This window comes from Salinivibrio proteolyticus, assembly GCF_001996165.1.
Classification (GTDB): domain Bacteria; phylum Pseudomonadota; class Gammaproteobacteria; order Enterobacterales; family Vibrionaceae; genus Salinivibrio; species Salinivibrio proteolyticus.
In genome coordinates this window covers 146542-159612 of sequence record NZ_MUFP01000003.1, presented here as the reverse complement: position 1 = coordinate 159612, position 13071 = coordinate 146542, and the positions used below count along the sequence as shown (strand labels likewise).

The following is a 13071-nucleotide window of genomic DNA, read 5'->3' as shown; positions in this document are numbered from 1 at the left end:
CTAGACAATCGCTGTGGTTTCGGCAAAGCCAAACTTAAGGTTTAAACACTGCACGGCTTGGCTGGCCGCGCCTTTAAGTAAGTTATCGATCGCACTGGTAAGGATCAGATGCCCATGCGCGGCCTGATAGCCAATATCGCAAAAGCCGGTATGTTGCACCGCTTGCAGCTTGGCCACCTCACCGGCAGGAAGTACCCGTACCAGCGGCGCATCTTGATAAGCCTGGTTCAGTACCTGCCCCACCTCGGCCTCACTAGCACCTGGCGCTAATTTGGCGGTAATGGTGGCAAGAATGCCGCGTTTGTAACTGCCAAGGTGTGGGGTGAAAATCACCGGCGTATCTAGGTGTGCGGCAATCTCTGGCTGATGACGGTGAGAAAACACCCCGTAGGCATGCAGGCTCACTTCGCAAAAACTATTGGTCAGGCTCGCTTTTCGCCCCGCGCCCGTTACGCCACTGGTGGCATTGATCACCGGCCACATTTGTTTATCCAACAAGCCTGCATCCAGCACAGGTTTGAGCGCTAATTGGCTGGCGGTCGGGTAACATCCCGGCACGGCTACCAGCTGCGCTGCAGATAATGCTTCCTGTTGCCACTCCGCCAAGCCATACACGGCTTGCGCCAGCCATGCCGGTGACTGGTGCGAAAAGCCGTAATTGGTAGGATAAAAATCCGCTTGATTGACCCGATACGCCCCCGACAAATCAAACACCACGCAACCTTGAGCCAGAAAAATCGGCGCCAATTCATGACTAACCGCATGCGCAGTGGCTAAAAACACCACATCGGCTTGCTTGGCCAAATCCTGTGGCGAGGTCAAAGGCATCAGTGGCATATCCACCACGCCACGCAGTTGACCGTGCAACGCGCTCACAGGACGATTAGCGTCTTCACTGCCTGCCGAGACATATAAACCGGCCAAGTGCAGTTGCGGATGGCGATGGACAAGGGCGACAAGCTCGGCTCCTGTGTAGCCACTGGCACCGACAATAATGGTGTTAAGGGTCATGGGTGTCTCTCTTTATGGGTGTTTACGGTGTGCTGCGGTGCAGCAGAGTATCGAGGGCGTAGCCAATAGCCACGCAAGGCAGGCTAGCGTCGTCGAGCAGAAAGGGCGTTGTATTTGGTGGCGAGTGGCATCATGGGTCAACTCTCAAGGATATTTTTATTCATAAATAGTGAATGGTTATTTTTTATCGCATTCCCGTTTGGACGTCAAGTCCTAAAAGCGTAAAAAGCCACTTTTTATGTATATTCATTCATAAAAGAGCAATAATTCTATCTAATCATGCAAATCACCCTGTCGCCATTCACGAGAAAGTCGCGATATAGCGGGCGCGGAGAAACCCTCGGAGGGCTGGCAACCCTAAAAGCTGAAACTTTTTTTCAGCTTTTAGGGTGGTGCTATGATAAGCATCAAATCCGGTGGCCAGTTTTCGCGCTAATTTGCGGTTAAGTTGACCCGATCGCGCAATATTCGCTAGATTGGTTCTTTACAGTCACAGTAGGATGTAACTTTGTTACAGAATGGATACGCTATGAACGAAAAGTACTCTGCCTTAAAAAGCAATGTCAGTATGCTTGGCCGTCTGCTGGGTAACACCATCCAAGATGCCCATGGTCCAGCACTCTTAGAAAAAGTTGAGGAAATTCGTCAGCTCTCAAAATCGGCTGCCGCTGGCAATCAGGACGATCATGCTAAGCTGAAAACCGTGCTGCAAAACTTGCCGGCTGACCAACTGCTTCCGGTCGCCCGCGCCTTTAGCCAATTTTTGAATCTGACTAATATCGCCGAGCAATATCACACCGTCTCGCGTCAATGCGACGCGCTGGAGTGCAGCCCGGATGCTATCGACGATTTACTCCGCCGTGTCAGCCAAGGTGAGATTAATGCCAATGACGCGCAACAAGCGATCGCCGATTTAAAAATTGAGTTAGTCCTGACCGCTCACCCGACCGAAATCGCACGCCGCACCACCATTCATAACTTGGTGCAGATTAATAAGTGCTTATCGAAGTTAGAGCTCAGTGAACATTTGGGGGCGGCAGAGCGTGCCAAAACAGAGAAACGTCTTGAGCAGTTGATTGCACAAGCATGGCACACCGATGTGATCCGCCAAGAGCGACCTACCCCACTTGATGAAGCCAAATGGGGCTTCGCGGTGATTGAAAATTCACTGTGGCAAGCAGTACCGGCGTTTTTACGCCAATTTGATCAGCAGCTTGAAAGCCATCTCGATATCAACTTACCCATTGATGCCAAACCGGTACAAATTTCCTCGTGGATGGGCGGCGACCGCGACGGTAACCCCTATGTCACCAGCGAGGTTACCCGTGAAGTGATGCTGTTATCACGCTGGAAAGCAGCGGATTTGTATTTGCGCGATGTGCAGGATTTGATCAGTGAACTGTCAATGACACAGTGTGATGACACTGTGCGTGAGATGGCCGGCGAGGCGCACGAACCGTATCGCGCTATCCTCAAAACCTTGCGCAGCCAGCTAACTCATACCTTGAGCTATTTGGACGCCAAACTGAAAGGCGAACGCGCCTCCTCACAAGGGATCCTGACCGATACTCAGCAATTGTGGCAACCATTATTGGCGTGTTACCAGTCGCTCCATCAATGTGGCATGGGCATTATTGCCGACGGCAAATTGCTTGACTTACTCCGCTGCGTGCAATGCTTTGGCGTGCACCTGATCAAACTCGATATTCGCCAAGAAAGTACCCGCCATGCCGATGTGCTCTCAGAAGTGACCCGTTATTTGGGGATGGGCGATTACGCCCAATGGAGCGAGCAAGACAAGCAAGCCTTCTTAACCCGCGAGCTGGCGTCTAAGCGTCCGTTGTTGCCACGTGATTGGTCACCCTCGCCTGACGTCCAAGAGGTGATCGACACTTGCCGAGTGATTGCCGAGCAGCCGCGTGAAGCCTTGGGCGCCTATGTCATTTCGATGGCACGTACCGCTTCCGACGTGCTGGCTGTCCACCTATTGCTGCAAGAGGCCGGTTGTCCATTCCGTATGGACGTGTGCCCGTTATTCGAAACCTTGGACGATCTGAACAATGCCGAGGCAGTGATTGGTGAGCTGCTGGCCATTGATTGGTACCGAGGCTTTACCCAGAACTTCCAAATGGTGATGATCGGTTACTCGGATTCCGCCAAAGACGCTGGAGTGATGGCCGCCGGTTGGGCGCAATATCGCGCCATGGAAGCGCTAGTCAATTTATGCGATGACCAAGGCGTCGACTTGGTACTTTTCCACGGTCGTGGTGGCACCGTAGGTCGCGGTGGTGCACCCGCGCATGCGGCATTGCTCTCACAACCTCCGCGCAGCTTAAAAGGCGGTTTGCGGGTGACCGAACAAGGCGAGATGATCCGCTTTAAGTTGGGGCTACCCGACGTTGCCGTCAACAGCTTAAACCTTTACACCAGCGCCATTTTGGAAGCGAACTTGCTGCCACCACCAGAGCCTAAGCAAGAATGGCGTCAGCTGATGGACACCTTAAGTGACATCTCCTGCCAAGCCTACCGCGATGTGGTGCGCGGCCATGAGCAATTTGTGCCTTACTTCCGCTCCACCACGCCTGAGCTTGAGTTAGGCAAACTGCCACTGGGATCGCGCCCTTCCAAACGTAACCCCAACGGTGGTGTGGAAAGCTTACGGGCAATTCCTTGGATTTTCGCCTGGAGTCAAAACCGTTTATTGCTGCCAGCTTGGCTGGGGGCTGGACAGGCTATCGATCACGCCATTGCAAAAGGCCATAAAGCCCAACTGGAAGAAATGTGTCGCGAATGGCCGTTTTTCTCTACCCGTCTCGGGATGCTGGAAATGGTGTTTACCAAAACCAACCTAGACATTGCCAAGTACTATGATCAGCGCTTGGTCGATGAAAACCTCTGGCCGCTAGGTGAATCCTTACGTGAGCAATTACGCCAAGATATTCAGGTTGTGCTGGCAGTAGAAAATAGCGATAACCTGATGGAGCAAAACCCGTGGGGCGCTGAAGCGATTCGCTTACGTAATATTTATGTCGAGCCGCTCAATATGCTGCAAGCCGAGCTTTTATACCGTACACGGCAATCGGAACAAGGCGATCAGTCACTCGACGATGCCTTGATGATTTCCATTGCGGGAATTGCCGCGGGGCTGCGCAATACCGGTTAATCCTTGATAGTAGAGCCGTACCCTAGGGTGCGGCTTTTTTGTCTTGGCACACAGACGACGCTGAGGAAATCCTAACCACAGACTTTTTTATGCAAAGCCGCAGCTAATGCTTGCTGTTGCATTGATAATATTATTACTATTGAAGGTCGCACTGACGCGACCCAACAACGCAAAGGAATTGCCATGAAAGACGAAACCCTCTCGATTCATCACGGCTACCAGACCGACCCCACCACCAAATCGGTGGCAACGCCCATTTATCAAACCGTCGCTTACGAGTTTGATAATGCCCAACATGGTGCTGACCTGTTCAATCTTGATGTACCGGGCAATATCTACTCACGGATAATGAACCCGACCAACGACGTGTTGGAACAACGCGTGGCGGCACTAGAAGGCGGTATTGCGGGGCTTTGCGTCAGTGCCGGCGCGGCTGCCATCACCTATGCGATTCAAACCCTCGCCAAGGCCGGTGATAACATCGTCGCCACACCACAGCTTTACGGTGGCACCTATACCTTGTTTGCCCACATGCTCCCTGAGCAAGGCATTGAGGTGCGTTTTGCCGCGAGTGACGACGCCAGTGCCATTGAGGCGCTGATCGATGCCAATACTAAAGCGGTGTATTGCGAGTCGATTGGTAACCCGGCCGGTAATATCGCCGACATTGAAGGCTTAGCCAAGGTTGCCCATGCGCATGGGGTCCCGTTGGTGGTCGACAATACCGTGGCCACACCGGTTTTGTGTAAACCGATTGAGCATGGGGCCGATATCGTGGTGCACTCACTCACCAAGTACATTGGCGGCCATGGCACCACCCTTGGCGGTATGATTGTCGATGGCGGCACCTTTGACTGGGTGGCACATCAAGCCCGCTTCCCGCAATTCTCACAACCGGAGCCGGCCTATCACGGCGTGGTTTACAGTGAGACCTTTGGCCCAGCCGCATTTATTGCCCGCGCACGTACGGTGCCGCTACGTAACAGTGGCGCGGCACTCTCACCGATGAATGCTTTTATGTTGATGCAGGGGTTAGAAACCTTGAGCCTGCGAATGGAGCGCCATTGCGAGAACGCCAAAGCCGTGGCCGATTACCTAGCCAATCACCCTGCCGTGGCGTGGGTGAACTATGCCGGCCTTGAAACGCATCCGCATTATTCTCGCGCCCAAACGCTGATCCGCGGTGGATTGCCCGCGTCATTGTTGTCGTTTGGCTTGAAAGGTGGCTTTGATGAGGGTGTGCGCTTTTACGATGCACTGAATTTATTTAAACGTCTGGTGAACATTGGCGATGCCAAGTCGCTCGCGTGTCATCCTGCTTCGACCACTCATCGTCAGTTAAACGAGCAGGAGCAGGCCGCGGCCGGCGTCACACCAGAAATGATCCGTCTTTGTGTCGGCATTGAGCATATTGATGACATCATTGCCGACCTTGAGCAGGCCTTGAGTTTGGCGAAATAACCCAAAGAAGGTTATCGCATTCCGGGCCGACCTATTGTTGTACGACTAATTGTGGATAGAAGAGATGTCACTACCCCATGTAATACTGACGGTGCTAAGCAACTGCGAGGCCACGGGTTACGATATTACCAAGGCGTTTTCCACTAGCATTAGCTATGTATGGAAAGCCAGCCATCAGCAAGTGTATCGCGAGCTTACCAAGCTCGCAGAAAAAGGGGCGGTGAGCTGCCGATTGGAGCCACAGATGGGTAAGCCCGATCGAAAGGTGTATGCCATTACGCCGATCGGCACTGACATGTTGCAAGCTTGGTTACTCAGTGAGCCAAGACTTGCCCCCGAGCGGGATGAGTATGTCGCACGCCTGTTAAGCTGCGAGGTGCTCGACCCGTCCCCTATGCTGGGTCATGTTAATCAGTTAATTGCCGAATCGCAGCAACTCCTCAACCATTACGCCATGATTGAGCAACGCGAATTTGGTCAAGCCAACCCGCTTACCAATCAGCAGCGCCTGCTGCGTTTAGCCTTGCGTCGTACCATTCATCAACGCCGCGCTTGGCTGGCTTGGGCACAAGAGGTACGCGACGAATTGGCTATGCTAGCCCCTCGCGAACCTTGCTCGGCATAAATTGCAAACCACACAACACGCAACCTCAAAACGCCCCATTGTGGGCGTTTTTTTATGAGACCGCCACAAGTGGACGTACGCCCAAGGTATGGCACAAGGCATAAGTAAGCTCGGCACGATTCAAGGTGTAGAAATGGAAATCTTTCACCCCTTCCCGACTCAGGACTCGCACCATATCGATAGCAATCGAGGCCCCAACCATCTGACGCGTGACAGGATCATCCTCTAGACCTTGGTATTGTTTGTGCATCCATTGCGGCACGCGCACATTGGTCATCTTGGCAAAGCGCGACGCCTGCTTAAAGTTGGAGACCGGCAAAATCCCCGGCACAATTTCGACATCAATGCCCGTCGCCACACAACGGTCACGAAAGCGCAGGTAGCTTTCCACATCGAAGAAAAACTGGGTAATCGCCCGGCTGGCCCCCGCATCCACTTTGCGCTTGAGGTTAATTAAATCCGCCTGCGCGCTTTTCGCTTCTGGGTGCACTTCGGGATAAGCGGCGACCGAAATATCAAAATCATGCTCTTCTTTGAGCAAACGCACCAAATCCACCGCATACATATCGGGCTTTTTCTCTGGCGAGGGCAAGTCACCACGCAACGCCACAATGTCACGAATGCCGTTTTGCCAATAGTCGCGGGCAATATGACGCAGCTCGTCTTCGCTGGCATCAATGCAGGTCAAATGTGGCGCCGCGGCGATACCCGTTTGTTCATGAATGCTTTTCACAATGTCGTGGGTACGATCGCGCTCGCCTGAATTGGCGCCGTAGGTCACTGACATAAATTTAGGTTTGAGCGCTTTTAAGCGATGCACGGAGTTCCAAAGTGTCTCCTCCATGGTTGGGGTACTCGGCGGAAAAAACTCAAATGAGACGTTAATATCGCCATTTAAGTCAGCAATGTTCTGATTCAGTGCATCAATGTGGCCCGCGTGCGTGTAGCTCATACCCTCTCCCTGCAACCAATATGGTGTGTGCGATGATGTGTGTTTTTGTTTATACGTTTAGACGTCCATATGTCTAAAGATTGGCGTTATCCGGCGAGAATGTCAACGATACATTAATGAAAAAAACTCATAACGTTATGAATCAGGCCGTCGAGATCAGTATGGTGGAAAAGCCGTTGATGCGTGGCAGAAAAAAGGCTGCTCAACGCATCATTGAGCAGCCTAGTAAACGTCGAATACAAATGCGCCAGCTAGTGGAGACGTCCAATCAAACGGTTAAGATCGGATTGAATCGCGCCTGCAGTGACATCACGCCCCGCGCCAGGGCCACGAATGACTAATGGGTTTTCGCGATACCATTGGCTTTCAATCGCAAATACATTGTCACACGGCAGCAGATGCGCCAGCGGGTGTTCAACCGGCAGGGTTTCTAAACTGACTTGCGCTTTACCTTGGCCGTCTAAACGCGCCACATAACGTAGCACCGAGCGGTCGCGTTGTGCTTTCATTAAACGCTCATGCAGCACCTCATCCATTTGGCTGGCGTTATCTAAAAAACCGTCCAAAGAAAGTGCTTGCAGCGTCTCTGGCACTAACGACTCCACTTTCACTTGCTCCGGCTCTAACGCCATACCGGCCTCACGCGCTAATATCACCAGCTTGCGCACCACATCCGCGCCGGAGAGATCTTCACGCGGATCAGGCTCGGTTAATCCTTGCTGCCAAGCCTGCTCAAGCAACACGCTAAACGGAACCTCGCCGCTAAATTGTAAAAATAGCCACGAGAGTGTGCCGGAGAAAATGCCGGATAAGGCTAGGATCTGATCGCCACTTTCCTGTAAATCTTGCACCGCGTAGTTAATCGGCAACCCTGCCCCGACGGTCGCGTTGTAAAGCCAATGCCGTCCGGTTTTGGCAAAGGCCTGCTGAATAGCATGATATTGCTCTGCCGGTGCCGCTCCCGCTTCTTTATTCGCCGAGATCAAATGAAAGCCATGTTCAGCAAGCCGAGGATACAAATACGCGAGTGACGCACTGGCAGTGACGTCCAACACAATCACATCGTCATAGGGATGATTGAGCAGGCTGGTAAGCCACTCGTCATCAAAATAGGGCTCGCTTTTGTCATCGAATCCGTCTAACACACGGCTAGGATCGATACCGGCAAAATCCAGCCATTGGTTGCGACTATCCACCACAGAGATCAATGAGACCCCTTTACCATGGCGCTTCTCCAACGCTGTTTTTTGCTCGGCAAAGAGGCTGAGCCAGCGGGTACCAATGTTGCCTTTTCCCACTAACACCAAACCGATGCGCCGCTGAGCCTGAAACAGGGCATCGTGCATCCCCGCCACCAAGGCTTGGGTCTGCATTTGACGCAAAATCGCAACCAAGCTAAGCCCAGACGCCGACTCACTCATAAACTCGACAGGGTGTGCTTTCAGCTGTTGGTAAAAGCCGTGGCAATGGACGGGGTTATTGACCACACCGGCCCCCACCGCCGCCACCATGCTAAAGCCCTCACGCAAACGCAATTCCGCAGACAAGCCCGCGTCCTGAATCTGTGCCATCACGGTATCGATCACTTCTGCACTGAATGCCAATTGAATGCGATGCTGGTCATCACGGTAATCGACAGCTAGAGGTTGCAGCTTGAGCTGAGTCAGGGTGCGGCTTAGCTCCTGCTTAAACGCCTGAAAGTCGAGGCCGCGTGCGACATCAAACTGCAACAGGCAGACATCATCTAGCGCAGTAATGATCTTTGCACCACGCCCAGAGGCGAGCACACGTTCGATACGGGTTGAGCCACTATCAGGTGCATGCGTGCAGCGCAAGGTGAGATCGGTGGCACTCTGCGCGACCGGTTGTAAGGTGCGGCTATGTAGCACAGGGGCAGCAAGACGTGCCAGCTCAGCCGCCTCATCCAATCGAATCAAAGGCAACAAACAAGCATTGTCCACGTGACGCGGGTCGGCACTGTACACCCCAGCCACATCACTCCAAATCGTCACCCGACTCACCCCTGCCAGTGCGCCTAAAATGGTTGCCGAGTAATCGGACCCATTGCGGCCAAGCAGCACGGTTTCTCCCGCTTGGTTTTGTGCCATAAAGCCCGTGATCACCACATGGGTGTGGGCATATTGGGATAACTGGTTGTTCAGCAATGGCCAAGACGCTCCCCGATCAACCTCCGGCTGCGCTGCCCGCTCGGCACGTAGACACAGACGTGAGTCCAACATCACAGCCGGTTGCTGGTGCTGGCTAAGCAAGCTCGCCAGTAAGCGTGCCGACCATACCTCGCCAAACCCTTGAATACGCGCCTTATCTGCGTCAGTCAGCGCGCCCTCACCCAAGGTCGCAATCGTGGCGATGTCTGTATACAAGGCATCGACAAGGCGCTGCTTATCTTCACCATCAATCAGATTTTCAATTAAATCTTGCTGAAAGCCGCGCAAGGTCTGTAGCGTTTCATGGGCGAGGCGACCGTCTTTGTTGAGCTGAGCCAAATAGGCAATCAATTGGTTAGTGGTTTTGCCTGCCGCGGAGACCACAATCAAATCTTGGCGGCCCGCGTGGGCGGTCAATACATCGACAACCCGACGATAGCAGGCGGGCGACGCCAAGCTGCTGCCGCCAAATTTATGAAGTTGTCGTTGTGATTCAGGGGACGTCTCCGTCGATTGCGCATGCATGACAAGGTCTCTCTTTGTCTAACCAAATATCAGGGTAAAGCAAGGAACAGCGCCGTAACGTTGTTCGAGTTACGCGGCTAATGCCGCAAAAGCGTGGGCCAAATCAGCGATGAGATCATCCGCATCTTCCAGTCCGATTGAAAAGCGCAGCAAAGTCGGTGCGATACCCGCTTCCGCTTGCGCCGCATCACTCATCGCCCGATGTGTCATGGAGCCTGGGTGTGTGACCAAGCTTTCTACACCGCCTAACGACTCTGCTAAAGCAAATAGCGAAAGGCCTGCGATAAAGCGCGCCACCCCGTCACTGTCGGTATCCAATTCCAAGCTCAGCATACTACCAAAGCCTGATTGCTGACGGGCAGCAATTTCGTGACCCGGATGGGTAGCGAGTCCCGGATAATAGAGTTGGCGCACAGCAGGAACCGTTTGCAGATAGGCGAGTACCGCTTGCGTGTTTTGCTGGTGTTGTTTAACCCGTGCGCCTAAGGTACGCAACCCTCGCAATGTCATATAACTGTCAAACGCGTTGCCCGTGGCGCCTATACAGTTGCCCCACCAAGCTAAGGTTTCGGCGAGTTCACTGGTTGCTGCGATCACCGCGCCACCGACAATATCAGAATGGCCATTAATAAATTTGGTGGTCGAATGCACCACCATGTCGGCTCCTAGCGCAAGAGGTTGCTGTAAAGCGGGAGATAAAAAAGTGTTGTCGACCACCACCCAAGCGCCGACTTGATGCGCTTGCTGGCAAATATCAGCAATATCGACCACGCGCAGCAAGGGGTTCGATGGGGTTTCCACCAGTACCAACTTTGGCGATTCTGCCAAGGCGCTCGCCAAGGCGTCTGGATCGGATTGATCGACAAATTTAACCTGCCAAATTCCCTGCTTGGCTCGGGACTCAAGCAACCGGTACGTGCCACCATAACAGTCATGTGGGGCCACAATTTTGTCACCCGCATTCAATAGCGATAACACCAAATTAATCGCGGCCATCCCGCAGTTGGTTACCACCGCACCTGCGCCCCCTTCTAGATCAGTCAATGCTTGCTCTAACTGCGCGCGGGTCGGATTCCCTCCGCGTGCATAGTCATAGGTGGGCACATCCCCAAACGCAGGAAAGCGATAATTGGTCGAGAGATATAAAGGGGGGACCACCGCATGATGTTGCGTGTCGGTGCCAATGCCAGTTCTTACAGCGATGGTGTCAGTTTTTTTTCGGGTCATGGTTCATCCTTGCGATGTGGTGCGCGAGCCAGCGTTGTTATCCTCACCTTACCCTGCACTTTTTGAGACGTCAACACTTCTAGACGTCTATACAGCTTTGCATGTGGCGGTTAATATAGCTAGAATCTCCGCAGCATCATTCTGGGTATTCAATAATCAAGATAGGTGAGACATGGCGCAGTGGAACGGCGATTACATTAATCCGTATGCCGAGCATGGTAAGAAAAAGGAGCAGGTGAAAAAAATCACCGTTTCTATCCCACTTAAAGTTTTAAAAATTCTCACTGACGAGCGGACACGCCGTCAGGTTAATAATCTGCGTCACGCGACCAACAGTGAGCTGCTGTGTGAAGCATTTTTGCATGCTTATACCGGCCAGCCATTGCCAACCGATGACGATATTCGCAAAGACAAGCCTGACAGCATTCCTGCTGAAGCGCGTCAGATCATGAAAGAATTAGGTATCGAGTTCGACGATAGCGAATACTAAAAAAACCCGCCGATTGGCGGGTTTTCTGTCATCATAGGTGCTCGGTACAGCCTTCTCAGGCTTTATAGCACCGCGCTTTTCCTAACGCTCATGCATTACGCTTTATCGAGCATATTACGCCTTGTCGAGCATATAGTTGTCTGGCATCTCGATACGGGCGACGCCAGTTTCAACCGCTGCAAGTGCCACCGCACGAGCTACGCGTGGCAATAAGCGTGCATCCATTGGCTTAGGAATAATGTAATCCGGGCCAAAATGCAGCGCATCAACACCTGCCGCGTCCAATACCGACTGTGGGACAGGCTCTTTCGCCAAACCACGGATCGCCTCGACGGCCGCCAGTTTCATTGCATCATTAATTTCACTGGCACGCGCATCCAACGCGCCACGGAAAATAAACGGGAAGCAGAGTACGTTGTTGACTTGGTTTGGATAATCAGAGCGCCCTGTCCCCATGATCAAATCATCACGGACTTTATGCGCGACCTCTGGATTAATCTCAGGATCTGGGTTCGAGCAGGCAAAAACAACCGGCTTATCGGCCATCAGTTTTAATGCCTCTGGCGAAAGCAAGTCTGGCCCTGACACACCCACAAACAAATCGGCGCCCTCAATCACATCTTCGAGGGTACGTTTGTCGGTATTGTTAGCAAACAATTGCTTGTACTTATTGATGTCGTCGCGACGGGTGTGGATCACGCCTTTGCGATCCAGCATGTAGATTTTTTCGCGTTGCGCGCCGCATTTGATCAATAGCTCCATACAGGCAACGGCCGCGGCACCAGCACCGAGGCACACAATGGTGGCTTCACCAATATCTTTGCCTTGCAGCTCAAGGGCATTCAGCATACCCGCTGCGGTAACAATCGCGGTACCGTGCTGATCATCGTGAAAAACAGGCACTTCACAACGTTCAATCAGCTGCTTTTCAATTTCAAAGCAATCCGGCGCTTTGATGTCTTCTAGGTTGATACCGCCAAAGGTATCCGCGATGTTCGCGACGGTATCCACGAATTCATCGATAGTACGGTGTTTGACTTCAATGTCGATCGAGTCCAAGCCAGCAAAACGCTTGAACAACAAAGCTTTACCTTCCATGACGGGCTTTGAGGCCATTGGCCCTAAGTTACCCAATCCCAAAATGGCGGTACCGTTTGAGATCACCGCAACCATGTTGCCCTTTGCGGTGTATTGATACACAGCGTCTGGGTTCTGAGCGATTTCACGGACCGGCTCTGCAACGCCAGGGCTGTATGCCAACGCCAGATCCGCCGCCGAGTCAGCAGGCTTGCTCAATTCAACAGAGATTTTTCCGGGAGTAGGGTATGCATGATAATCCAGCGCTTGCTGGCGTTTATCGTCCGACATGTAGTGTTCCTAGTTATTATCGTGAAGGGGTGCACCAATATCAGCTGGGAAGGCTGCTGATATCAGCAACGCTATACTCAA

General features: G+C 52.7%; 9 protein-coding genes. 4 read left to right on the top strand and 5 right to left on the bottom strand.

The features are described from left to right. Nucleotides 1-1011, bottom strand: coding sequence for an N-acetyl-gamma-glutamyl-phosphate reductase (gene argC, locus BZJ19_RS03050; RefSeq protein ID WP_077674572.1), 1011 nt, complete (start codon nucleotides 1009-1011; stop codon nucleotides 1-3). A 529-nt stretch (nucleotides 1012-1540) separates the two neighbouring features. Here argC and ppc point away from each other — a divergent pair. The 3 genes from ppc (at nucleotide 1541) to BZJ19_RS03035 (ending at nucleotide 6260) form a co-directional block, all read left to right on the top strand. Continuing rightward, nucleotides 1541-4174 (top strand): phosphoenolpyruvate carboxylase, encoded by a 2634-nt coding sequence (gene ppc / locus BZJ19_RS03045; RefSeq protein WP_077674571.1) that lies wholly within the window; start codon nucleotides 1541-1543, stop codon nucleotides 4172-4174. Between the two features lie 183 nt (nucleotides 4175-4357). After that, on the top strand, nucleotides 4358-5635 hold the full coding sequence (locus tag BZJ19_RS03040) for an O-acetylhomoserine aminocarboxypropyltransferase/cysteine synthase family protein (protein WP_077662614.1): 1278 nt from the start codon (nucleotides 4358-4360) through the stop codon (nucleotides 5633-5635). A gap of 64 nt (nucleotides 5636-5699) precedes the next feature. After that, nucleotides 5700-6260, top strand: a complete 561-nt coding sequence (locus BZJ19_RS03035) for a PadR family transcriptional regulator (RefSeq protein WP_077674570.1) — start codon at nucleotides 5700-5702, stop codon at nucleotides 6258-6260. Between the two features lie 52 nt (nucleotides 6261-6312). On the opposite strand, the gene metF is transcribed toward BZJ19_RS03035, so the two are convergent. The 3 genes from metF to metB form a co-directional block, all read right to left on the bottom strand. Beyond that, nucleotides 6313-7212, bottom strand: coding sequence for a methylenetetrahydrofolate reductase (gene metF / locus BZJ19_RS03030; RefSeq protein ID WP_077674569.1), 900 nt, complete (start codon nucleotides 7210-7212; stop codon nucleotides 6313-6315). A 251-nt stretch (nucleotides 7213-7463) separates the two neighbouring features. Further along, nucleotides 7464-9905 carry a bifunctional aspartate kinase/homoserine dehydrogenase II gene (locus BZJ19_RS03025; protein WP_077674568.1) on the bottom strand — a complete coding sequence of 814 codons (2442 nt, stop codon included), beginning with the start codon at nucleotides 9903-9905 and terminating at the stop codon, nucleotides 7464-7466. Between the two features lie 69 nt (nucleotides 9906-9974). Next, nucleotides 9975-11132, bottom strand: a complete 1158-nt coding sequence (gene metB / locus BZJ19_RS03020; RefSeq protein ID WP_077662611.1) for a cystathionine gamma-synthase — start codon at nucleotides 11130-11132, stop codon at nucleotides 9975-9977. 172 nt (nucleotides 11133-11304) lie between these two features. Here metB and metJ point away from each other — a divergent pair, with 172 nt between their 5' ends. Further along, a complete protein-coding gene (metJ, locus tag BZJ19_RS03015) occupies nucleotides 11305-11622 on the top strand; it encodes a met regulon transcriptional regulator MetJ (RefSeq protein WP_069589843.1) in 318 nt (105 codons plus the stop codon). Between the two features lie 114 nt (nucleotides 11623-11736). Here the strand turns inward: metJ and BZJ19_RS03010 are convergent, their stop codons facing one another. Then, nucleotides 11737-12990, bottom strand: a complete 1254-nt coding sequence (locus BZJ19_RS03010; protein ID WP_077674567.1) for a malic enzyme-like NAD(P)-binding protein — start codon at nucleotides 12988-12990, stop codon at nucleotides 11737-11739. Nucleotides 12991-13071: the final 81 nt, after the last annotated feature.